The organism is Xenorhabdus japonica (assembly GCF_900115195.1).
In the GTDB taxonomy this organism is placed as follows: Bacteria; Pseudomonadota; Gammaproteobacteria; order Enterobacterales; family Enterobacteriaceae; genus Xenorhabdus; species Xenorhabdus japonica.
The window spans coordinates 92,961-114,909 of record NZ_FOVO01000003.1 but is presented as its reverse complement, the minus strand read 5'-3'; the positions used below and the strand labels follow the sequence as shown (position 1 = coordinate 114,909).

The following is a 21,949-nucleotide window of genomic DNA, read 5'->3' as shown; positions in this document are numbered from 1 at the left end:
TTATTCCTCCAATTGATGAAGATTACGATTGCGTATTTCTGTCAGCAGTTTTTCTGTAAATTCACTGACATTAATGCTACCTAAATCTTTGCCGCGGCGAGTACGAACAGATACTTTTCCTGATTCGACTTCTTTATCACCACAAACAAGCATGTAAGGTACACGACGCAGAGTGTGTTCACGGATTTTAAAACCAATCTTCTCATTTCTCAAGTCTGCTTTTGCACGAATACCTGCATCTTGAAGTTTTTTAACCAATTCCTGTACATAATCTGACTGACCGTCAGTGATATTCATGACAACTACCTGCTGAGGAGCCAACCATGTTGGGAAAAACCCAGCGTATTCTTCTGTCAGAATACCGATAAACCGCTCCAAAGAACCTAGAACAGCACGGTGAATCATTACAGGAACCTTACGTTCATTATTTTCACCTACATATGACGCATTCAGACGTGCTGGCAGTGAAAAATCGAGTTGCACAGTACCACATTGCCACGCACGATCCAAACAATCATACAGAGTAAATTCAATTTTAGGGCCATAAAATGCCCCTTCACCCGGTTGGTATTCAAATTCAATACTATTTTGGTTCAATGCTTCAGCAAGATCTGCTTCTGCTTTATCCCATTGTTTTTCCGTACCAATGCGTTTTTCTGGACGAGTTGATAATTTAACAACAATCTTCTCAAAGCCGAATGTGCCATACACATCATAAATCATTTTGATGCAGCTACTGACTTCTTGAAGAATCTGATCTTCAGTACAGAAGATATGTGCATCATCTTGAGTAAAGCCACGTACACGCATCAAACCATGTAAAGCACCAGATGGTTCATTACGGTGGCAGCTACCAAATTCAGCCATACGCAAAGGTAAGTCACGGTAGGATTTCAACCCTTGGTTGAAGATCTGGACATGGCCCGGACAGTTCATCGGTTTTACACAATATTCACGACTTTCCGATGAAGTTGTAAACATATGCTCTTTATAGTTTTCCCAATGCCCTGTTTTTTCCCACAGGATACGGTCCATCATGAATGGGCCTTTTACTTCCTGATATTGGTATTCTTTGAGCTTCATACGGGCAAAAGTTTCCAACTCGCGGAAAATTGTCCAGCCATCATTATGCCAAAACGCCATGCCTGGCGCTTCTTCCTGCATATGGTACAGGTCAAGCTGCTTACCAATTTTACGGTGATCGCGTTTCGCAGCTTCTTCCAAACGTTGTAAATAGGCATTAAGCTGCTTTTTATCAGCCCACGCAGTACCATAAATACGCTGCAACATTTTGTTGTCGCTATTGCCGCGCCAGTATGCACCGGCAACTTTTTGCAGTTTAAAGTGATGGCAAAAGCGCATGTTAGGGACATGTGGCCCACGGCACATATCAACATATTCTTCATGGTGGTACAGGCCTGGACGATCATCATGGCTGATATTTTCATCCAAAATCTGAATCTTATACTCTTCGCCACGAGTCGCAAATGCGTCGCGTGCTTCCTGCCAGCTGACTTTTTTCTTTATGACATCGTAATCTTTTTTGGCAAGTTCTAACATGCGTTTTTCAAGTAGCTCGATATCTTCCTGCGTCAAAGAGCGATCCAAATCGACATCGTAATAGAAACCATTGTCAATGATAGGGCCGATAGCCATTTTCGTATCAGGCCACAACTGCTTAATTGCATGACCCAATAAATGTGCACATGAATGACGGATAATTTCCAAGCCTTCTTCATTCTTGCTGGTAATAATAGCAAGATTGGCATCGGTTTCTATTAATTCACAGGCGTCAACTAATTCACCATTAACACGACCAGCAATACATGCTTTTGCCAAACCAGCACCGATATCACTAGCTACATCCATTACGGAAACAGCATGGTCAAATTGACGTTGACTACCGTCAGGAAGAGTAATTACAGGCATTTAAAATCCTTATATACAGTGGTGACCCACACGAAAGATCACTTGCATTAAATCAAATTAATTATTAGCACGTTAGAAACAAATTCTTGCTTCACTCCGCAAGATGTGTACACATTTAAGGACACAATTTCAAAAGCATCCGGTACATTTGCCCTAACTCGCCCGACATACTATCACACAGATTAGGTGTTAAAATAGTTCATCTTGACATTAAATCAGCTTCATCAATTGCTTGATGATTATTCTGCTGCGAAATCAAAAATTATATTTTCGAAATGTATACCATCAGGAAATAAGAAAAATCTGTAGATACAGCGATATGCCCAATGGATTTCAAGATACGTCGCGGCGGCAAGGAAGCAAATCCCGGGGAGCATAAATAACTATATGGCTGAGGTGAGTGCAGCCAACAAAGAGGTAATTTGAAAGACGAAGGGTATAGTTCTGGATATTTATAGAAAATATAAACATCAGTCACTATGTAATTTTCAGCTAGTCAATAATAGCTAAAGAACGGTAAGCATTTTTCACTTTCCATAAATAACGCGGAGCCTGTGGTGCAGGATGGTTATTTTGAACATATTGATAAAACTCATTTGACGTCATTCGATTGATTTTATTAATTGCCAAAGCCCGGTTTGAATCAAACGTTCGCAATAAGGCTCCTGTGCCATTTACATAAGCAACTATTGTTGCATAGTACAACGTTTCTGGATTGGAAATACCTTCCAAATGCTGTTTTTTCAGGATACTGATATAAGCAGTTCCAAGATCAATGTTAGTTTCAGGATCTTTTAACTCACGCATCGTTGGCTGCCCTGATTTTCCTTTCATTCTATAAGCATCTCGCCCAGCTGTAGATGCTTTAATTTGCATTAAGCCAACCGCATTAGATTTACTAACAATCTCTGGACGAAATCCAGATTCCACCTGAATAATTGCTTTGATAAGTGTTACATCAACACCATAACGTTTTGCCGCTCGTTCAATAAAACTATCAAACGGTGTGGGAACAGATCTATTGGTTAATTTGTGGAAAGCAGAATCAGGCTTGTTGTTATTAAGAATACGTTTTGCCACTGTTTGTCTATTGATGTCTGATTGATGTACTTGTTGGCCTGCACACCCTGTCAACAATAATATGAACGCAATGTAGCCGAGTTTAAATTTCACGCTGCTTCCTCTAAATAAAATAAACCCTATAAAGAATATATAATTTTACCGATAAGCCAAAAATATTTTTCTATTATTTATCAAAATAAATTTCTTAATTGATCAGAGTTAACTCTGGACAAGATGCTGTTTTTTTGTTCGCATGAAGTTTATCACTACTATCTCAAGCAACAGAAACTTAAGGAGTGGTTATCAAGTCTATTGTCAATTTCATTCGTTATCATCTTGACTTTACCAAGGTGATACTGATAATCATTATCAATAATCATATATAACAAGTAAGGTTTATCATAATGAACAAAAAACGTTTGCTTTATGCTTTTCCGATATTCAATCTGGTGATTGCCTTATTCACAATAACGCTATTCAGTCAACAAGCTCACGCTGACAAAAAATTTAAGGTAGTTACGACATTTACTATTATTCAAGATATGGCTCAAAATGTCGCAGGGGATGTTGCAATTGTAGAATCAATCACAAAGCCAGGTGCAGAAATCCACGATTATCAACCAACTCCCAAAGATATCATCAAAGCACAGCGTGCAGAGCTTATCCTCTGGAATGGCTTAAATTTAGAACGCTGGTTCGAGCGCTTTTTTGAAAATATGAAAGACATACCTGCTGCTATTATAACCGAAGGTATTATTCCTTTACCTATTCGTGAAGGACGTTACGATAAAAATTCTAATCCCCATGCTTGGATGTCACCCAAAAATGCACTGATTTATATCGAAAATATCCGTAAAGCTTTTGTCAAATACGATCCAGAGAATGCCGAAGTTTACAATCGCAATGCCAAAGCTTACGCAGAAAAAATAGCTCAACTGGATGGACCTCTCAGAGAACGTCTTTCTCGTATTCCAGAAGAGCAACGCTGGCTGGTAACCAGTGAAGGAGCTTTCAGCTATCTCACACAAGATTATGGTTTCAAAGAAGTATACTTATGGCCAATCAATGCTGAGGAACAAGGTTCACCTCAACAGGTTCGCCGTGTTATTGATACAGTAAGGGCTAATAAAATCCCAGTTGTCTTCAGTGAAAGTACTGTTTCAGATAAGCCAGCAAAACAAGTCAGTAAAGAAACAGGAGCCCGTTACGGCGGAGTGCTTTATGTAGATTCTCTTTCCGTTCAAAAAGGGCCAGTACCAACTTATATTGATCTACTGAATACCACTGTAGAAACGATTGCAAAAGGATTTAATCAATGAATCGCTCATCATTAAACCGACAACCATTATTTGAGCAACCTCATTTAATTGTGGATAACGCCACCGTCACTTACAACAACGGGCACACTGCTATTTATGACGCCAGTTTTGATATTACCGGCGGCACAATTTGCGCGCTAGTTGGCATGAACGGCAGCGGAAAATCCACATTATTCAAAACAATCATGGGATTAGTAATACCTTCACAAGGAAAAGTTACCCTCAACGATCAACCTATCAAAGCCGCATTAAAGCAAAATATCATCGCATATGTTCCTCAAACCGAAGATGTAGATTGGAATTTTCCAGTTTTGGTTTCCGATGTCGTAATGATGGGGCGCTATGGAAAAATGGGGTTCTTGCGCCGTCCCAGCAAGCGTGATTACGAAATCGCCAATGAAGCACTTGAACGTGTCGGGTTAGCAGGATTACGTGATCGCCAAATCGGTGAACTTTCAGGTGGCCAGAAAAAACGAGCATTTCTAGCTCGTGCATTGGCTCAGGAAGGGAAAGTTTTGCTGCTGGATGAACCTTTTACCGGAGTAGATGTTAAAACAGAAAATGCCATTGTTGATTTACTCCGTAATTTACGTGACGAAGGACATTTGATCTTAGTATCAACCCATAACCTCGGCAGTGTCCCTGAATTTTGTGATCATGTTATTTTGATCAACCGCACTGTGCTCGCAAGTGGTCAAACAGAAAATACTTTTACTCAAAAAAATCTGGAAATCACCTTCGGTGGTATCTTACGCCATATTAATCTTTCCGGCTCTGAATTACATAAAGATGATGATCCACGCTCACTAACAGTCATTACTGATGACGAACGTGCTGCCGTCTTTTACGGACATGATCATCATGTTCCACCGCGACAAAGCCCGAAACAAAAGGACAATCAACCATGATGGAACTACTTTTACAACCATTCAGTTACAACTACATGGTAAAAGCCATGTGGGTAAGTGCCATTGTTGGGGCTGTTTGTGCTTTCTTATCCGCTTACCTGATGCTAAAAGGTTGGTCGTTGATGGGGGATGCCCTCTCTCACTCTGTTGTACCTGGCGTGGCAGGAGCTTATGCTCTTGGTTTACCTTATGCTGGCGGCGCTTTTTTTACGGGGATGCTCGCCGCACTATCAATGACACTGGTTCGTCATATCACTCGGTTACGTGAAGATGCGGTGATCGGTTTTATCTTCTCTACTTTTTTTGCCGTCGGGTTATTGATCGTTTCTTTAAACCCTACATCCGTAAATGTACAAACTATTATTATGGGCAATATTCTGGGAATCGCCGATGAAGATGTTTTACAGGTTGAAATTATTATCGCAATTTCCTTTATTATCTTAATGGTACTTTGGAAAGATTTATTGGTTGTTTTCTTTGATGAAACTCATGCACGCTCTATCGGATTATCACCGTTACGATTAAAAATCATTTTCTTCACTTTATTAAGCGCCTGTACAGTTGCTGCATTACAAACAGTAGGTGCTATTTTAGTTATCGCAATGGTAGTAACTCCGGGTGCAACAGCTTATTTATTAACAGATAGGTTTAAGCACTTGTTGATCATTGCTGTCACCATCGGTTCATTCACAAGTGGTATAGGCACATATCTGAGTTATTTCCTCAATGGAGCAACCGGAGGAGTCATTGTCACAATGCAAACAGTGATTTTCTTACTCACATTCTTCTTTGCCCCAAAACATGGCATGTTGGCCTCCCGCAGACGAGCTAAAAAAGAATCTCTGTCATTGATTCAGGAACGACGCTCATGAACACATTTATTGAATTAATTACTGAACCCTTCATGCATGAGTTTATGCGACGAGCCATCTTTGCTGCCATCATTATGGGAGCTGTCTGTGCGGTGCTTTCCTGTTTTTTGGTTTTAAAAGGCTGGTCATTGATGGGAGATGCTATTTCCCATGCTGTTTTGCCAGGTATCGTACTTGCTTTTGTCGCAGGCATACCACTTGCAGTAGGTGCGTTCCTCTCCGGTATATTTTGTGCATTTACCACTGGGTATCTCAAAGAACACAGCAGAATCAAAGAAGATACTGTTATGGGTATTGTTTTCTCAGGCATGTTTGCATTTGGGTTGGTGCTGTTTACTCGTATAGGTACGGATCAACACCTGACACACATTCTATTCGGCAGCATACTTGGCATTACCCAGCATGAATTAATTCAAACTCTGTGCTTTGCAGGGATCACTCTGGCTATTGTGTTGCTAAAGAGAAAAGATTTCATGCTCTACTGCTTCGATCCTAATCAGGCACGAGTGGTTGGTCTTCCTGTGAAATTACTTCATTATGGATTGTTATCTCTGTTGGCCTTAACAATTGTCGCATCCTTGCAGGCCGTTGGCATCATCCTAGTCATTGCAATGTTAATCTCACCGGGCATTATTGCTTTTATGCTTTGCCGGAGTTTTGATCATATGCTCATTGTAGCAATGATAACTTCTGTATCATCCAGCGTACTTGGAACAATCATCAGCTTCCATATTGATGCCGAAACAGGCCCCTGTATCGTAATCATTCAAGCCATTTTCTTCACTATTGCACTTATTTATGACCAAATAAAATTGACCCGTAAAAAAGCAAATAAAGGAACATTTGAAAAAATGCCATCTCGAGTATCATCAACTCCCGAAAAATCAAATTAAAAAATAGAGCGCCATATCAAATTTGAGATATGGCCTTATTAATTTCCATTAAAATCCCTTTTAACCTGTTCAAATGTTACATCTGTCTGTAATATAAGCATAGCAATTGTCAACTTAATGAGGTGAACCATGTGGCAAGCAGTGAACCATCTATTAAGTGAGCATTTTGGTGACGCTGAAATTCACAATAAAATGGAATTGGCAGGAGGAGATATCCACCGTGCCTGGTACATTGAATATGGTGAACAACATATCTTTATCAAATCCAACGTGAAAGAAATGTTGCCAATTTTTAAAGCAGAGGCCGAACAACTGGAGTTGTTAGCTCGCAGCAAAACAACCCATGTTCCCGATGTTTATGGTGTCGGTCACGACCGAAACTATAGCTTCCTGTTGCTGGAACATTTGCCTATAAAACCATTTAACGCGCATAGCGCATATCTTTTTGGTCAACACCTTGCAAAGCTGCATCAATGGAGTGAACAACCTAAATTTGGTTTTGATTTTGATAACATGCTGGCGACTACCATACAACCAAACGGGTGGCAAAAGCGCTGGAATCATTTTTATGCCGAAAAACGCATCGGGTGGCAATTGCAACTTGCCGCAGATAACGGAATGATATTTGGAGATATTAACCAAATTGTCCAAATAATCAGTGAGAAATTACATAATCATCACCCTCAACCCTCTCTTCTGCATGGCGATCTATGGCCTATGAACTGTGCCTCATTGAACAATGATTGTGCAGTTATTTTTGATCCTGCTTGCTATTGGGGAGATCGTGAATGTGATCTGGCAATGCTGCCACTTTACCCGGAGCTTCCTTTGCAAGTATTTGATGGTTACCAAAGTGTCTGGCCATTACCTCAAGATTTCCTTGAGCGCCAATCTATTTACCAACTCTATTATCTGTTAAATAGATGCAATCTTTTCGGAGGAGATAATTTTATTGTAGTACAAAATATGATTGATAAGCTTTTATCTGAATAGACATGAAAAAACTTTATTAAACTATCTTTGAAAAAGAAAAATATTATCTTTGAAATTAATAATTATTATTGTTGTTAGCTCTGAGTTCTATTCATTAACTCTGAGTTAACACTTTACTTTTTAACAAAATAGATATTATCTTGGTATTAAAAATATTAATTTACTTTAACAAAAATACTGAACGGAGCATCCTTGCACAGTGATTAACTATTATTTAATTACATTGTCATTCCAAAAAGTTACATAAAAAATTAGGCAATTATACCAATAATGATTGGTAATATATAAAGGATAAAAATCTGACTGAATTAAGGAATGACGGGGAAATTTAATTTTGGCCTCTAATTGTTCTTTGGTTCTTTCACTTTCCTTTGCATGTTCAAGGATCATTTGATCTTCAATGCGTTCTTTGATGAATCTAAATTGACGATACATTCTTAAATCCGACGCATTCATTGCCAGACCAACAAACATCAAAATATAAATTACCAGAAAACTAATATTTCCCCCCTGTAATTCCAACAATATGATCAGGGGTTGGAGAATGCTTCCAAAAAAATCCAAAAATGGTGTATTAAATTTAATCATTTCTGTCATCATCTTGAGAAAATCATTCAATACCGCGTTAATACTATCACATTTAACACCACCACCTTTAACACCATGTTGCCATGCTAGATTAATAACGGAGGCAAACGTTGACAAAAAGGCCGATACAAAAATAATCCAGCCCAAGATTCGTTTAGCAAGAGCTACATATCCGGCTTGTTGATACGTCATTACACTCTCCATTAATATAAATCATTTTATTTTTACTCAATAATAGCTCATAAGGAACCAACTTTAACCCTATTTTTAGGGTAATTATCTTATTTTTCCTATAAAACTATTTCTTTCTTTGTTATTACTCATAATGAGATTTAATTTATTGGAATTGTTACAATCAAAGCTCATTAATCATTATTATCATTGCGGAGAGATATGAAATGTCATTTTGTTTACCTATAGAAGCCGCCATTTTTGATATGGATGGTTTGCTGATTGATTCTGAACCTTACTGGGAACAAGGCGAAAAAAGTGTATTCAGTGAATTAGGGCTAGATTTGAATTTGGCGGCAGTATTACCTGATACATTGGGATTACGAATCGATCACGTTGTTGAACTATGGTATCAAGCATCACCTTGGCAAGGTGTCTCCAAAAGTGAAGTTGAGCAACGCATCATCAATTACGTTGTTCAGTCAGTTAAAGAAAACCGTCCTTTACTACCTGGGGTAGAATATGCGTTAAATCTCTGCCGCGAACGTGGATTGAAAATCGGTCTGGCCTCTGCCTCACCCTATAAGATGCTCGAACAAGTCCTCGAATTATTTAACCTCCGACATTACTTTGATACTGTAGTTTCTGCCGCACACTTACCTTACAGCAAACCACATCCCGAAGTGTATTTGTTGGCAGCTAGTCAACTTGGAGTCAACCCAATTAACTGTCTCATATTAGAAGATTCATTTAACGGCATGATAGCAACCAAAGCAGCAAGAATGCGCTCGATTGTCGTTCCTGCTGCCAGCCATTTCGATGATCCCCGTTGGTCAATAGCTGATATTAAGCTGAATTCACTGGAAAAATTAACAATAGAAGATATTACTTAATAACCACCGCGCTGCCATTATCCAATATCTATTTCTCTGTATCTGGCAGCGCAAATATTAACCTCTTAAAAAATAAAGGGGATATATTAATAAATAAAATATTTTTCTTATTTACCCTCTATTATCCTTATGAAAAACCCTCTATACTGCTTCACTGTATGTTTAAACAGCAATCAGCATAAATAATTAGTATAAATCGTTATGACAGCAGAAGGACATCTTCTTTTTTCCGTTGCCAGCCTTGTATTGGCTCACCAGCTAGAAATCACACCAGAAATAGCACAGGGAGACTGGTTACATATGCTTCCCGGTGTGCTTCTGGCTTCATTGTTACCAGATATCGACCACCCAAGCTCAACTTTAGGTAGACTATTCCGCTTTATATCCATTCCAATTGCGCGTTTATGTGGACATCGTGGATTTACACATAGTTTATTAGCGCTGCTCGTAGGGGTTACGTTATTCCAGACTGAAATCCCTTCTGATTGGCCTATTCCGACTGACTTTGTCCATGCAATGATTATCGGTTACATCAGCCATCTTATTGCTGATATGCTTACTCCTGCCGGTATCCCACTCTTATGGCCTCTGAGAATACGTTTTTGTATTCCTATTCTCAGAGGTAAGGAGCGCAAAAAAGCTGAACGCTTCATTGCTGTATTGGTAGTAGTGATCGCGATTATCCTTCCACAACATATCAATTTTTCATTTTCTCACTATTTTGACAAAGTGCAATTTGACAAAATACAGCTCGATAAATTGCATGATAAGCTACAGAATTTCTACAAGTAGCTAATCAATCCATAACAAACTATCGTAACCCCCATTTAAAAGTGGGGTTACCTGAAAAAATAAATAATTCTTCTTAGTTACCTCTTGTTTTTTCCCTAAAGAACTCTTAACTCACCTAACTATAACGTTAACGATCTAGCGAGAACAAAAAAACAAACAACCATACATTAATATATATAACCAATTAAACTAGTTAGTAAAAAATAATTATATTACATTCCATTTAATTATAAGTAAGAGACTTCTGATACTGATAACATTCTACCTTCAGCATTTCATGGTATGTATTCGATAGATTTCAAATTGAGATACAGTTTATAAATCAACAGATTGGGAAAAGATATAGAGTATTTTTCTCATCATCCAGAACGATTATATATCATGCAAAAAATATATATCATATACAGATACACTTATATCCATATATTGCAAGCTGCATACTGCAACTCGAAATATAAAGAGTATATAAGTTTTGGAGACTAGGGATGAATTTACCACTCATCATTAACGTGCTCGTTTTTGTAGCACTACTTATTTTATTAGCAAAAACGAGTTCAAATAATTGGAGCTTGTCCAAAAAAGTTCTTGTGGCTCTAGTCGTAGGTGTTGTTTTTGGGCTGGCATTAAACATCATTTATGGAACAGACAATATTACCGTGAAAGAATCAATTAAATGGTTCAATATCGTCGGTAATGGTTATGTACAATTACTACAAATGGTTATCATGCCGTTGGTTTTTGCTTCTATCCTAAGTGCCGTTGCGCGCTTACATAAAGCATCCTCCTTAGGAAAAATCAGCTTTTTTACCATTGGCACTTTGCTGTTCACTACAGCGATTTCCGCTCTAATCGGCATTGTAATCGCCAATTTATTTGGCTTAAGTGCAGCCGGGCTAATTCAAGGCACTCAAGAAACTGCTCGTTTATCAGCAATTGAAAGCAATTATATTGGCAAAGTTTCAGATATGAGTGTACCTCAGATTATTCTTTCTTTTATCCCTAAAAATCCCTTTGCTGATCTGACGGGTGCACGCCCAACCTCTATTATTAGCGTTGTAATTTTTGCGGCATTTTTAGGCGTCGCTGCACTACAAATGCTTAAAGATGATCATGAACGTGGTGAACGAGCTCTCTCTGCCATTGATACTATGCAAGCATGGGCAATGAAACTGGTTAGATTGGTTATGCGCCTTACCCCATACGGCGTAATGGCTTTAATGACTAAAGTTGTTGCCAGTTCCAATATTCATGATATCACTCAATTAGGCAATTTTGTCGTTGCTTCCTATATCGCCCTTGGCCTGATGTTTGTAGTACATGGCGGACTTTTGGCATTGACTGGGATTAATCCCCTGAAATTCTTTAAAAAAGCAGGCCCTGTATTGACATTTGCATTTACCAGTCGTTCAAGCGCTGCGAGTATTCCCTTGAATGTTGAAACACAAACTCGTCGCCTCGGTGTTCCTGAGTCTATCGCCAGCTTCTCTGCTTCTTTTGGCGCGACTATTGGGCAAAATGGCTGTGCTGGTATCTATCCAGCCATGTTGGCAGTGATGGTTGCTCCAACCGTTGGTATTAATCCTTTTGATCCATTGTGGATTGCAACTCTTGTGGGAATTGTGACTATCAGTTCTGCTGGTGTCGCTGGCGTTGGTGGTGGAGCAACATTTGCAGCATTAATTGTTTTACCTGCTATGGGGCTACCCGTCACTTTAGTAGCACTGCTGATTTCTGTTGAGCCTCTTATTGATATGGGACGCACAGCATTAAATGTTAATGGCGCTATGGCTGCTGGTACAATCACAAGCCAATTGATGAGAAAAACCAACAAAGAAGTGTTTGAGCAAGACGAAGAAGCGACGTTAAGCCAATTTTAATTCTAATCCAATTAAATAGAATTTAAATTTAGGCTAGATAAAACTTAGCCCCTTTTGAGCATTACAGCCAAAGGGGGCATTTTTACAATTTTCTTCCCTCTTGTTTACACCTTTTTCCCTTTAATTCCCACTGAGAAGCATACTGTCATGTCACCAAAATACATTTTCTCTCCGGAGAAAAGAGACTAAAAAGAAAATTAAAAAAAGCCAAGCTTCATCATGACGCTCGGCTTTGTGGCTACTAACCTACTAAATATTTGCTATAGATTAAGTATCTTTCTTATTCATACCAAGAAAAAACTTATCGTATTATTTTATATATTCACCGCTACGAAGAGCTTCAATACGCTTATCCAACGGAGGATGGGACAAGAACAACTCACTGAAACTCTTAGATTTACCATTAATACAGAATGCCTTCATAGACCCCTCTTCCTGAGGTTCATAGCTGGTCTTCAGACGTTGCAATGCAGCAATCATCTTTTCACGTCCAACCAATTTCGCTGATCCTGCATCCGCATGGAATTCACGATAACGGGAGAACCACATAGTAATAATACTTGCCAGAATACCAAATACGATCTCCAACACCATGGAAATCACCATGTAGACGATTGGATTGCCATTACTGCTGCTTTCACTTTCATCATCATTACTAGAAAGGAAGCTCGCAGCTGCTTGTGCAATAATACGTGAGATAAAGATAACGAATGTATTCACAATACCTTGCAACAATGTCATCGTCACCATGTCACCATTAGCAATATGGCTAATCTCATGTGCAATGACGGCTTCAGCTTCATCACGGCTCATGTTGTCCAGTAACCCTGTACTAACAGCAACCAGAGAAGCATTACGGCGCGCTCCTGTAGCAAATGCGTTAATATCTAAAGCATCATAAATAGCCACTTGTGGCATAGTAATTCCAACCTGATTTGCTTGACGACGCACAGTTTCCATCAACCAAGCTTCAGTTTCGTTGGAAGGTTTTTCAATAATCTGACCACCAACAGAACGCAGAGCCATCCATTTCGATATTAACAATGAAATAAATGCACCACCAAAGCCAAATAAACCAGCCATAATCATGAGACCAGAAACACTACTCCGCTGAATTCCAGTAAGTGAAAGTATTATCCCAAACACCATCATCACAGCGAGGTTCGTGAGAAGGAACAAGACTATTCTCATCATATAAATTTGCTTCCTTTAATTATCAAACAGTTCAACTAAGAGCTAAGCTATTAAGATGGGGGCTTCCCCGTATTATTCAAATTTTTTCAAATGCTAATCGATAGAAACAACATAACTTTACAATATAATAAAAAGGCCAGCTATCAAGCCGACCTTTTATTTATAACGAATTTTAAATTACTCGTTACAGCTACTTCAAAGGCTGGTGCGCCAAATCCAGTGCAATTTTTACAGATTCATCTAAGTAAGGATCTGGCCCTTCATAATCTTTTGGTAAATCATCAAGTGATTTAAGCGGTTTTTTACCTTCTCGTTTAAAGCGTTCATTAATACGATTCAACTTGTTTGTTTCGTATTCCTTGTTTTCTTTCTCTCTTTGAGCATAGTTCAAGGAATAAACACCATTACGTTCTTTGATGACTTTGTAGTAAGCAATGTCCTGTTTGATATATCTAAATTCAGGATCATTAGCAATCCGTCGGTTATGCAGTTTAGTCAGTAGCGGCGTTAACTCTGAAATTACTTTTGAGGAAATATAATGTGCGGGCGGGATACTATCCCAAGGTAACGCATTGTCCTCTTTGCTTTCCCCTATATCAGAAGGTTCTTCCCCAGTTGGCATAATTAAATCAGGTGTTACACCTTTAAGCTGAGTACTACCGCCATTTATCCGATAAAATTTCTGGATCGTGTATTGTACGGAGCCAATCTCTGGCCACTCAGGTCGTAGCATCTGGTCATAAATACGATTCAAAGGACGGTATTGCTGAACAGTTCCTTTACCAAAAGTAGGCTCTCCTACAATTAATCCACGCCCATAATCTTGTATCGCGGCCGCGAAAATTTCAGACGCAGAAGCACTTCTATTGTCAATAAGAACAACCAGCGGGCCTTTATAATATATTGCCTCATCCATATCTGATTCTTCTTTAATTCGACCTGTGTTATCCCGAATCTGAACCACAGGGCCAGTAGAAATAAACAAACCAGATAACGATACAGCTTCTGTCAATGCGCCACCACCATTGCCACGCAAATCAATTATGATTGAGGAAGCACCCTCTTTAGTGAGCTTCTGCAACTGTACTTTTACATCATGAGTCAAGCCGACATAGAAACTTGGTATATCCAAAACACCAACTTTCTCCTTTCCTACCGTTTTCATCGACATCTTGACAGCATTATCTTCAAGACGGATATTTTCACGAGTCAAGGTAACAATGTGGTTTTTTGCCCCCTTTGCACTTGGAGTGATTTCAAGGCGGACTTTACTCCCCTTCGGCCCTTTGATAAGGGCAACAACATCTTCCAGACGCCATCCAACAACATCTACAATAGGCTTGCCAACCGGCCCAACACCAATAATTTTATCCCCAATTTTCAATGAATTACTTTTAGCCGCAGGGCCTCCAGCAAGTAATGAACGAATGGAAATATATTCATCGTCATATTGTAAAACAGCACCGATGCCTTCAAGAGATAAACTCATCTCTGAATTAAACTGTTCTGTATCACGAGGTGAAAGATAACTAGTATGTGGATCTATTTCACGGGCAAAAGCCATCATGATATTTTGAAAAACATCTTCACTCTTGGTTTGTGTGAGGCGTTTCAACAACGTCCGATAACGTTTGGTCAGAGTTTCTTTGATTTCTTTATCATTTTTGCCGGATAATTTAAGATTTATCCAATCAAATTTGATTTTATCATCCCAAAGTTTATTCAGTTCCTCAACACTCTTTGGCCACAGAGCTTTAGTTCGGTCAGTTTCAATTTTATCATGACCGTTTAAATCAATAGGCTGCTCTAAACGAGAGAGCACATATTGATAGCGTTCAAAGCGGCGCTTTTGCATCAGATTAAATAGGTCATAAGGAAGTTTTAGCTCTCCCTTTTCGAGTTCTTCCCCTAATTTTCCCTTTTGAGTCGCAAACTGCGTGATATCAGATACCAAAAAAACATTGTGCCAATAATCCAGTTGATTCAGGTAACGATCAAAAATTTTTCCTGAAAAATCCGCATCCAAATAAAATTGGCGATAATGAGAGCGAAGAAAGCGGGTAACAATCCGCGAGCTTACCGTAAGATGCTGCGGTTCCGGTTTTAAATCCGGCAACTGACTCAGACTAATAACAGCTGTGTTGTGACTATTAATGACATTGGCGTTGGTAGCATTGCCACCATTAGTCGCATTGCCATTAGTAGTATCTGCATAACCTATACTAAAAAATGATAGACCTAAAACGAAAGCCAAAGTAATGAGTTTGTTCATGCCCAAGTTGGCCTCCGTATCAGAACTTTAAGTGTTCTGCGCGTACAATCATTGCTAAACCTGTAGGTAACTGCACTCTTACACCATCTTTTGCAATTTCAAGCACAGATGCATCCACTAAACTTGTTCCTACATTTATTTTGATTGTCTGCCCGACTTTCAAAGAGGATACATCAGTAACTGAGATCAACTCTGGTTGTGCAATTTTCTTTGTGGTTTTATCTGCAGGTTTACGCGATTGCTGCATACGATTTTGCGAACGGGCCGGACGTTTTTCACCATCACCCAATGTCTTCTGACGGCGAGAAGCCGGCTTTTTATTCACAGGGCGTTCACTTTTCTTATCAGATACATTTTCAGTTTCACGTTTCTTGGCGCGCTGTTCAGCACGTTGAGCTTGTACTCGCGCTTTCGCTTCTATCAGTTGCTGATGCGCATGTTCAATATGTTCAACTTCCAACTCACCACACGCATTCCCATCAAGATCAACACGTTGAACCCCCTCTTTAACACCATATAAATAGCGCCAACTGGAAGTATACAAACGCAGAGCAGAACGGAGCTGTGTTTTACTTAAACACTCTTCGCCCTGAATACGTTCAACAATGTCCTGAAAGATCCCGATCTTCAAGGGACGTGCTTCACCTTCTGCCACGAAACAAAGCGGGAAACGCTCAGCCAAGAAAACAATGACTTCTTTACTACTATTCAACTTAGGTTGCTTTTCCATGAAATTTCCTGATTACAACGGTTTTGCCAACCAGCGCAGGCACGAACAGGCGACATTATAATGGCGTTGCTGATAAATGCTAGGTGATACATATGTTAAGTTAGGCTCTGTTGTAGATATTTTGAAACAATACATTGTTCCAAATGCTCACAAAGCCTGATAACTAAAGCTTTCAAGCCATTTTCATCATTCTCGTCAAACTGACCAAAAACCGTGCTATCAATATCCAAAACTCCAATAATTTGTCCATTGATTTCTAAAGGAAGTACAATTTCAGCATTACTGGCGACATCACAGGCTATATGGCCAGGGAAAGCATGCACATCAGAAATACGCTGTATGCTCTTATTCGCTACAGCCGTTCCGCATACCCCCTTTCCTATAGGGATGCGAACACAGGCATTTTTGCCCTGAAATGGCCCTAATACTAGGGTATCACCATCCACTAAATAAAAGCCAACCCAATTAACATTATCCAAACGTTCGTATAACAATGCGCTTGTGTTAGCAAGAGAAGCGATAAAGTCGTACTCACCAGATAGCAGTGCTATCAAACCATCTGCTAACTCTTGATAAAATTCATTCCTATCCATAAGCTCCCATACAACCGATAAATATTTAACAAAATGAACACAATAATTTCATGTAAGATTTTTACCATATTTAATAGGCTATTTCTAAGAATAAACTATCTCTATAACTTTAAATTTTTTCAAAATGCCACCTGTCTTACTAAATTTAAATTTCCTTTAATTATTTTTACCAGCATTCACTTATAAAATTTAGGGATATATCACAGCTTATATTAAAAGATAAGCTGACTTGCATTCAGAACCGTGCTCTTATTCATATTCTTATTATAAAACACGCTGCCATTACTATAAGTAGTTGTTTTATTATAATTTATTTATTATACATATAATAAAATAAGATAATTTATTGAAAAGAGAGTAAAAATACTCACTCTTTATGATAAACAAAAAAAGGCCGAGTTTACTCCTCTACTCGGCCTAGGAAAAATGGCTCTGTTAAAGAGCCTTGCACAAAAGTTGCCATTGAGACGTAGAACAACTTATCATCTAAAGCGTAGTTGACATGCAATAATTTACCAAATTTTAATCATTATCGGTTAGATGAAGTGATGGTTTTTTCCGAAAACATCAATTAGCCATTACCTTACTTTTTATCACCTATTTATCACCTGAATGATCACATAAAGCCAACGCCGCTTTCTGGAATGGCTCAATGCTCATTTTTTGGTTGGGATGTTCAGGATTATTTAAGAGGATCATATCTAATGATGATGCAATAACTTTATTAGATTTCATAAGTTGTGTTGCATGTTCGTTCAACGGATACTGCATCAATGTGCTGGGATTTATCACAAATAACGCGCCGCCTGATCGACAATCAAGCATAACTTCTTCGCGAGTAAATGCCCATTGTTTACCAAACTGTAGCTTGCTAATGGTTTTTATCGGTGCTGCTGTCCCCTGAAAAGAAAGAAGCAAAAAAGGCAAAGCCCAGAATAGTCGTTTCATTATCATTCTCCTGATAGATACATATCATGATTTTATGGCTAATTTTTCTATTTATGTACCTGTTATGTACCTGGATTTGCACCCATCATTCAAGAATCATGCAGGAGGTTGTGTTGTAAAAATAGCCACACATAACAGTGCAGTTGTACCCAGAATAATTTCCAGCCAACTATTGATTATCAATTGTTGATAGCATCTTTTCTGTTTTAATTTTGGAACTAAAATATAACGATTTATCAAGGCCAAAAGTACCATTCCAATAACCAGAACTATTTTTAGCCATAGCATGGATTGATATTCAGAAAGAGCTTGACTGAAAATGGGCCAACCCGGAATCAGAATTACACTACTTACAATTCCCGTCACAATTACCAGAAAAACAGCAAAATGCCCATAAAGAGAAAATTTTCTCATGGCTGATACGCTGTCTGAATATAGATTAATCGCAATATTTTCACTATTATCCAGATTGTTACTTATATCATTGTTTGTTTTCCCCCCCATATTTTTTGCATATACTCCATTACCTAAACATACATTATTAGGGGATAAATTTATTTCTGATGTTCGCCTTAAACGCAGAAATTGTAGACACAGTAAAAATGGCCACAATCCCCCAAACCAATAACCTGCGCTCAGTAAATGAATAACCTGATTGGCTTGAAGTAATAGCCCTATGCTTCCTTCATGCATGGCCGCATGTCCAATGAAAGCATGACTGGAGAGTAAAATGATTGAGCAACCCAATAACAGAAAATTCCTGACTCTAACGTTGGGAAGGAACAAACCACCAACAGCAAGAGCAGCAATCAATAACTGCCATTTCCATACTTGCCCAAATGAGGTTCCCAACACAGCTAGCCAGATATCTGGCGCATAAACATCGTACCAGCCATCCCCCATTAATCCAGCTTGTACGATGAACCAGACTATCGAGGTTATAAAAGCCAGTACAGTACTAATTAAAATTCCAACTCTCAACCGTTCTCTCATTAGTATCGATAACGGACCAGAAATCAGCATTACCGTGAATAAGCTAAGGCCGAACATCAACATAACGACCACAAAATGAGAGAAACGACAGAATACGTATAGTGCCTCTAGAGAGATCATTATCTTACAGTAAAGCTATAAACGCCTTTTGTCTTATGACCGTCGACAGAGAGTACACTCCAGTCAACACTGTATTTACCCGCAGCAAGCAGTCCTTCAACTGGCAGGATTAACTTAGTTTTAGTTTCAGGATCGAGTTCCAACTTACCAGTTTTAATCGCAGTCTTTTCTGGGCCAATCAATTTTACCTTACTGAATCCAAGTTCAATGCGTTCTGAAAAGATCAGAGTAATGGCTTGTGGGGCAGCTTCAACTGTTGTGTTTTCTGTAGGAGTCTGATCTTTCAAATGTGCATGCGCCAAAGCCTGCTGACAAGACATACCAACAAACAGAACCACAAGAGTAGATAATTTGGTCCAGAATGAACGTATGTTAAGAATAAACATATAGATAACCCTTTAATATGCAGTTGAATTTTTTATGACTGAGCGAGGATTCTATATCAAAAAATTTGTTTAATCTGCGGCAATCGGCAAGTAATGTCTGGACCTGTGAAGTACTACGCAAAAATGAAGATAAAAAAAAGAACCGTAACTCCGATTTCACAATACATGAAAAAAACACGTGAAAAACAGGAAGTACGGTGGAAAAACAGATCAAATTGGTCTATCTGGCTATCTCTACCCTGTCGATTCCAAGTAGCAGAGTAGCCAGCAAAACAGCAAATTGAAAGATGAAGAATATATATCAGGCGTGTGCTGGTGCCATAGACAGTCCCTTAAGTTCTTTATCCAACAAGAACAGCGCTTTTCCACTTTCACCCACCATACCCAATTTATCCAGAATAGATTTGAACAGTTTTTCTTCTTCATGCTGTTCAGCAACATACCACTGCAAGAAATTAAAAGTAGAGTAGTCTTGTGTCGTCATCGCTACATGAGCAAGTTTGTTGATCTCTTCTGTGATCAATTTTTCATGCTCATAAGTCTGATTAAACACATCAGAAATAGAATTGAACTTAACAGGAGGAGCCTGAATAGCACCCAATACAGGCATTGAACCAGTATCACCCAAATAATCAAACAGGCGTTGCATATGCTGCATTTCTTCCTGCGAATGCGTTCTCAAAAATGCTGCTGCGCCTTCATAACCGTTATCACTACACCATGCACTCATCTGCAGGTATAAATTCGCAGAATAAAACTCTAAATTTAATTGCTCATTTAATTTTTTGATCATTTCTTGTTTTAACATCGGCCAACTCTCCTAATAATTCATTAAACTCAGCGTATTATGCCAATTAAAATCACATAAAACAAAAATAAAATTAAAATAATTAACCAATTGATAAATAATCATTTATTTACATTAGTCAACAAGAATAAATCTCATTAAATATAAGAAAATAAGAATCAATTTTATTTAATTATATTTTTATTCAAAAAACACTTTTAATATAAATGAGAATTGATATTATTTATATTTACAGGGCGTTTTTTTGACCTTATTTAAACAATTTGATAAACAAAAAAGAATCGATTAATTTTCTTACCAGAGAAATAAAAAATAAATTTTCAGAGAGGTCGTAATGGAACATAACTTAGCCAAATTATCTAAAGATGAGATGGATAAGATCAATGTTGATTTAGCAGCATCCGGTGTTGCTTTTAAAGAGCGCTATAATATGCCTGTCATTCCTGACACCATTGAGCAAGTACAACCACCACATCTACGAGAATATTTCCAACAACGCTTGCACCACTACCGCCAGCAATCAAGATTTCTGTCACGTTTACCTTACGAGCCAAAAAGTCGTTAAGAGGATGATAAAAGGATAACCACCTCTTTGCGGGTGGTTATCTCAGCTATTTTCCAACAAACTTATCAGTCGCTTTGATTAGCTGGTGCAAAATACCCGCCTCATCAAAAGAGTGGCCAGCGCCTTCCACAATGCACAACTCAGCCTCCGGCCATGCCTTTGCCAAATCCCATGCATTTTGTACCTGACACGCCATATCATAGCGTCCATGTATAATTACGGCGGGGATATGCCTGATTACATCAATATGATCCAGCAATTGCTGACTTTCATCTATAAAACCATTATTGATAAAGTAATGATTTTCAATGCGTGCAAATGCCAAAGCAAAATTATTTTCTGAGAAAGAATCTGAGCTTTCAGAAGGCAATAATGTTACCGTTTCGCCTTCCCAGAGGCTCCATAAACGTGCTGCTTCCAGCTGTACTTGCAGATTTTCACTTGTCAGCCGTTTATTATAGGCAGCTATCACATCTTTGCGCTCTTCTTCCGATAAGATAGATAAAGTGCGTTCCCATTTTTCTGGGAAAAAACGAGAAGCGCCTTCTTGATAATACCAATTCAACTCTTGTGGACGGAGTAGAAAAATTCCCCTCAGCACCAATTCTGACACACTACCCGGATGTTTTTCAGCATAAGCCAAAGACAGTGTTGATCCCCATGACCCACCAAAAACCAACCATTTTTCAGCTCCCATCAAGTTACGTAGCCGTTCAAGATCCTCAATCAAGTGCCAGGTTGTATTATTTTCCAGACTAGCATGGGGTTTAGAACGCCCACAGCCACGCTGATCAAATAACATAATATGGTAGCGTTCGGGATCAAATAACTGGCGATGATAGTCTGCAATTCCACCACCAGGGCCACCATGAATGAATACTGCGGGTTTACCTTTTGGGTCCCCACATAATTCCCAATAAATCTGGTGTCCATCTCCTGTATCTAAATACCCTGTTTGATACGCATCATAAGCAGGATAGAGTTTTCGTTGTTCCGTCATAAAGCCCTCTTAGCAGTTTAAACAAAACGGGATACCTTCCCAG

Annotated in this window: 21 protein-coding genes; 9 read left to right on the top strand and 12 right to left on the bottom strand. The window is 38.8% G+C overall.

From position 1 onward, the window contains the following. Together thrS and BM135_RS02410 are read right to left on the bottom strand one after the other, a co-directional pair. Positions 1 to 1,929, bottom strand: a complete 1,929-nt coding sequence (gene thrS / locus BM135_RS02415) for a threonine--tRNA ligase (protein WP_092517438.1) — start codon at positions 1,927 to 1,929, stop codon at positions 1 to 3. 492 nt (positions 1,930 to 2,421) lie between these two features. Then, positions 2,422 to 3,102 (bottom strand): transglycosylase SLT domain-containing protein, encoded by a 681-nt coding sequence (locus BM135_RS02410; protein ID WP_175485907.1) that lies wholly within the window; start codon positions 3,100 to 3,102, stop codon positions 2,422 to 2,424. A 293-nt stretch (positions 3,103 to 3,395) separates the two neighbouring features. Between BM135_RS02410 and BM135_RS02405 the strand changes: the two genes are divergently transcribed. The 5 genes from BM135_RS02405 to BM135_RS02385 all read left to right on the top strand — a co-directional run bounded on the left by BM135_RS02405 (position 3,396) and on the right by BM135_RS02385 (position 7,976). Then, a complete protein-coding gene (locus BM135_RS02405) occupies positions 3,396 to 4,310 on the top strand; it encodes a metal ABC transporter substrate-binding protein (RefSeq protein ID WP_092517436.1) in 915 nt (304 codons plus the stop codon). Continuing rightward, entirely contained in the window at positions 4,307 to 5,218 is a 912-nt protein-coding gene (locus BM135_RS02400; RefSeq protein WP_092517434.1) for a manganese/iron ABC transporter ATP-binding protein, read from the top strand. Before BM135_RS02405 ends, BM135_RS02400 begins: the two co-directional genes overlap by 4 nt. Beyond that, positions 5,215 to 6,090 (top strand): metal ABC transporter permease, encoded by an 876-nt coding sequence (locus tag BM135_RS02395; RefSeq protein WP_092517432.1) that lies wholly within the window; start codon positions 5,215 to 5,217, stop codon positions 6,088 to 6,090. Before BM135_RS02400 ends, BM135_RS02395 begins: the two co-directional genes overlap by 4 nt. Then, on the top strand, positions 6,087 to 6,983 hold the full coding sequence (locus tag BM135_RS02390) for a metal ABC transporter permease (protein ID WP_092517430.1): 897 nt from the start codon (positions 6,087 to 6,089) through the stop codon (positions 6,981 to 6,983). The genes BM135_RS02395 and BM135_RS02390 overlap by 4 nt, the downstream gene beginning before the upstream one ends. Before the next feature lie 129 nt (positions 6,984 to 7,112). Continuing rightward, positions 7,113 to 7,976, top strand: coding sequence for a fructosamine kinase family protein (locus tag BM135_RS02385; RefSeq protein WP_092517428.1), 864 nt, complete (start codon positions 7,113 to 7,115; stop codon positions 7,974 to 7,976). Positions 7,977 to 8,186: 210 nt separating this feature from the next. Here BM135_RS02385 and BM135_RS02380 read toward each other — a convergent pair whose 3' ends face one another. Next, positions 8,187 to 8,756 (bottom strand): YniB family protein, encoded by a 570-nt coding sequence (locus BM135_RS02380; protein WP_422646129.1) that lies wholly within the window; start codon positions 8,754 to 8,756, stop codon positions 8,187 to 8,189. A 206-nt stretch (positions 8,757 to 8,962) separates the two neighbouring features. On the opposite strand from BM135_RS02380, the gene hxpB reads away from it, so the two are divergent. From hxpB to BM135_RS02365, 3 genes are all read left to right on the top strand, one after another. Then, complete coding sequence (hxpB, locus tag BM135_RS02375) at positions 8,963 to 9,628, top strand: hexitol phosphatase HxpB (RefSeq protein WP_092517426.1); 666 nt, start codon at positions 8,963 to 8,965, stop codon at positions 9,626 to 9,628. A 201-nt stretch (positions 9,629 to 9,829) separates the two neighbouring features. Then, on the top strand, positions 9,830 to 10,420 hold the full coding sequence (locus tag BM135_RS02370) for a metal-dependent hydrolase (RefSeq protein WP_092517425.1): 591 nt from the start codon (positions 9,830 to 9,832) through the stop codon (positions 10,418 to 10,420). A gap of 485 nt (positions 10,421 to 10,905) precedes the next feature. Beyond that, positions 10,906 to 12,297, top strand: coding sequence for an L-cystine transporter (locus tag BM135_RS02365; RefSeq protein ID WP_092517424.1), 1,392 nt, complete (start codon positions 10,906 to 10,908; stop codon positions 12,295 to 12,297). Positions 12,298 to 12,606: 309 nt separating this feature from the next. On the opposite strand, the gene htpX is transcribed toward BM135_RS02365, so the two are convergent. The 8 genes from htpX to ftnA form a co-directional block, all read right to left on the bottom strand. Then, complete coding sequence (gene htpX / locus BM135_RS02360) at positions 12,607 to 13,491, bottom strand: protease HtpX (protein WP_092517423.1); 885 nt, start codon at positions 13,489 to 13,491, stop codon at positions 12,607 to 12,609. Positions 13,492 to 13,681: 190 nt separating this feature from the next. Continuing rightward, entirely contained in the window at positions 13,682 to 15,763 is a 2,082-nt protein-coding gene (prc, locus tag BM135_RS02355; RefSeq protein WP_092517422.1) for a carboxy terminal-processing peptidase, read from the bottom strand. Positions 15,764 to 15,782: 19 nt separating this feature from the next. Continuing rightward, a complete protein-coding gene (gene proQ / locus BM135_RS02350) occupies positions 15,783 to 16,493 on the bottom strand; it encodes an RNA chaperone ProQ (protein ID WP_092517421.1) in 711 nt (236 codons plus the stop codon). A 95-nt stretch (positions 16,494 to 16,588) separates the two neighbouring features. Continuing rightward, positions 16,589 to 17,086: a GAF domain-containing protein gene (locus BM135_RS02345; protein WP_092517420.1), complete on the bottom strand. Its 498-nt coding sequence runs from the start codon at positions 17,084 to 17,086 to the stop codon at positions 16,589 to 16,591. Positions 17,087 to 17,683: 597 nt separating this feature from the next. Next, positions 17,684 to 18,034 (bottom strand): YebY family protein, encoded by a 351-nt coding sequence (locus tag BM135_RS02340; RefSeq protein ID WP_092517419.1) that lies wholly within the window; start codon positions 18,032 to 18,034, stop codon positions 17,684 to 17,686. A 96-nt stretch (positions 18,035 to 18,130) separates the two neighbouring features. Continuing rightward, positions 18,131 to 19,147: a CopD family protein gene (locus BM135_RS02335; RefSeq protein WP_092517418.1), complete on the bottom strand. Its 1,017-nt coding sequence runs from the start codon at positions 19,145 to 19,147 to the stop codon at positions 18,131 to 18,133. Then, the gene (copC, locus tag BM135_RS02330) at positions 19,147 to 19,533 is read right to left on the bottom strand and encodes a copper homeostasis periplasmic binding protein CopC (RefSeq protein WP_092517417.1); all 387 of its coding nucleotides are present in this window, start codon (positions 19,531 to 19,533) and stop codon (positions 19,147 to 19,149) included. Before copC ends, BM135_RS02335 begins: the two co-directional genes overlap by 1 nt. Positions 19,534 to 19,834: 301 nt before the next feature. Beyond that, entirely contained in the window at positions 19,835 to 20,341 is a 507-nt protein-coding gene (gene ftnA, locus BM135_RS02325; RefSeq protein ID WP_092517416.1) for a non-heme ferritin, read from the bottom strand. Between the two features lie 334 nt (positions 20,342 to 20,675). Between ftnA and BM135_RS02320 the strand changes: the two genes are divergently transcribed. After that, positions 20,676 to 20,906 (top strand): DNA polymerase III subunit theta, encoded by a 231-nt coding sequence (locus BM135_RS02320; protein ID WP_092517414.1) that lies wholly within the window; start codon positions 20,676 to 20,678, stop codon positions 20,904 to 20,906. Between the two features lie 46 nt (positions 20,907 to 20,952). On the opposite strand, the gene pip is transcribed toward BM135_RS02320, so the two are convergent. After that, on the bottom strand, positions 20,953 to 21,906 hold the full coding sequence (gene pip / locus BM135_RS02315; RefSeq protein WP_092517413.1) for a prolyl aminopeptidase: 954 nt from the start codon (positions 21,904 to 21,906) through the stop codon (positions 20,953 to 20,955). Between the last annotated feature and the right edge of the window lie 43 nt (positions 21,907 to 21,949).

Bases quoted from the DNA above. Each gene is read 5' to 3' on its own strand.
- thrS (WP_092517438.1), bottom strand. From the start codon at position 1,929: ATGCCTGTAATTACTCTTCCTGACGGTAGTCAACGTCAATTTGACCAT.
- BM135_RS02405 (WP_092517436.1), top strand. From the start codon at position 3,396: ATGAACAAAAAACGTTTGCTTTATGCTTTTCCGATATTCAATCTGGTG.
- BM135_RS02400 (WP_092517434.1), top strand. From the start codon at position 4,307: ATGAATCGCTCATCATTAAACCGACAACCATTATTTGAGCAACCTCAT.
- BM135_RS02395 (WP_092517432.1), top strand. From the start codon at position 5,215: ATGATGGAACTACTTTTACAACCATTCAGTTACAACTACATGGTAAAA.
- BM135_RS02390 (WP_092517430.1), top strand. From the start codon at position 6,087: ATGAACACATTTATTGAATTAATTACTGAACCCTTCATGCATGAGTTT.
- BM135_RS02385 (WP_092517428.1), top strand. From the start codon at position 7,113: ATGTGGCAAGCAGTGAACCATCTATTAAGTGAGCATTTTGGTGACGCT.
- BM135_RS02380 (WP_422646129.1), bottom strand. From the start codon at position 8,756: ATGACGTATCAACAAGCCGGATATGTAGCTCTTGCTAAACGAATCTTG.
- hxpB (WP_092517426.1), top strand. From the start codon at position 8,963: ATGTCATTTTGTTTACCTATAGAAGCCGCCATTTTTGATATGGATGGT.
- BM135_RS02370 (WP_092517425.1), top strand. From the start codon at position 9,830: ATGACAGCAGAAGGACATCTTCTTTTTTCCGTTGCCAGCCTTGTATTG.
- BM135_RS02365 (WP_092517424.1), top strand. From the start codon at position 10,906: ATGAATTTACCACTCATCATTAACGTGCTCGTTTTTGTAGCACTACTT.
- htpX (WP_092517423.1), bottom strand. From the start codon at position 13,491: ATGATGAGAATAGTCTTGTTCCTTCTCACGAACCTCGCTGTGATGATG.
- prc (WP_092517422.1), bottom strand. From the start codon at position 15,763: ATGAACAAACTCATTACTTTGGCTTTCGTTTTAGGTCTATCATTTTTT.
- proQ (WP_092517421.1), bottom strand. From the start codon at position 16,493: ATGGAAAAGCAACCTAAGTTGAATAGTAGTAAAGAAGTCATTGTTTTC.
- BM135_RS02345 (WP_092517420.1), bottom strand. From the start codon at position 17,086: ATGGATAGGAATGAATTTTATCAAGAGTTAGCAGATGGTTTGATAGCA.
- BM135_RS02340 (WP_092517419.1), bottom strand. From the start codon at position 18,034: ATGAAACGACTATTCTGGGCTTTGCCTTTTTTGCTTCTTTCTTTTCAG.
- BM135_RS02335 (WP_092517418.1), bottom strand. From the start codon at position 19,147: ATGATCTCTCTAGAGGCACTATACGTATTCTGTCGTTTCTCTCATTTT.
- copC (WP_092517417.1), bottom strand. From the start codon at position 19,533: ATGTTTATTCTTAACATACGTTCATTCTGGACCAAATTATCTACTCTT.
- ftnA (WP_092517416.1), bottom strand. From the start codon at position 20,341: ATGTTAAAACAAGAAATGATCAAAAAATTAAATGAGCAATTAAATTTA.
- BM135_RS02320 (WP_092517414.1), top strand. From the start codon at position 20,676: ATGGAACATAACTTAGCCAAATTATCTAAAGATGAGATGGATAAGATC.
- pip (WP_092517413.1), bottom strand. From the start codon at position 21,906: ATGACGGAACAACGAAAACTCTATCCTGCTTATGATGCGTATCAAACA.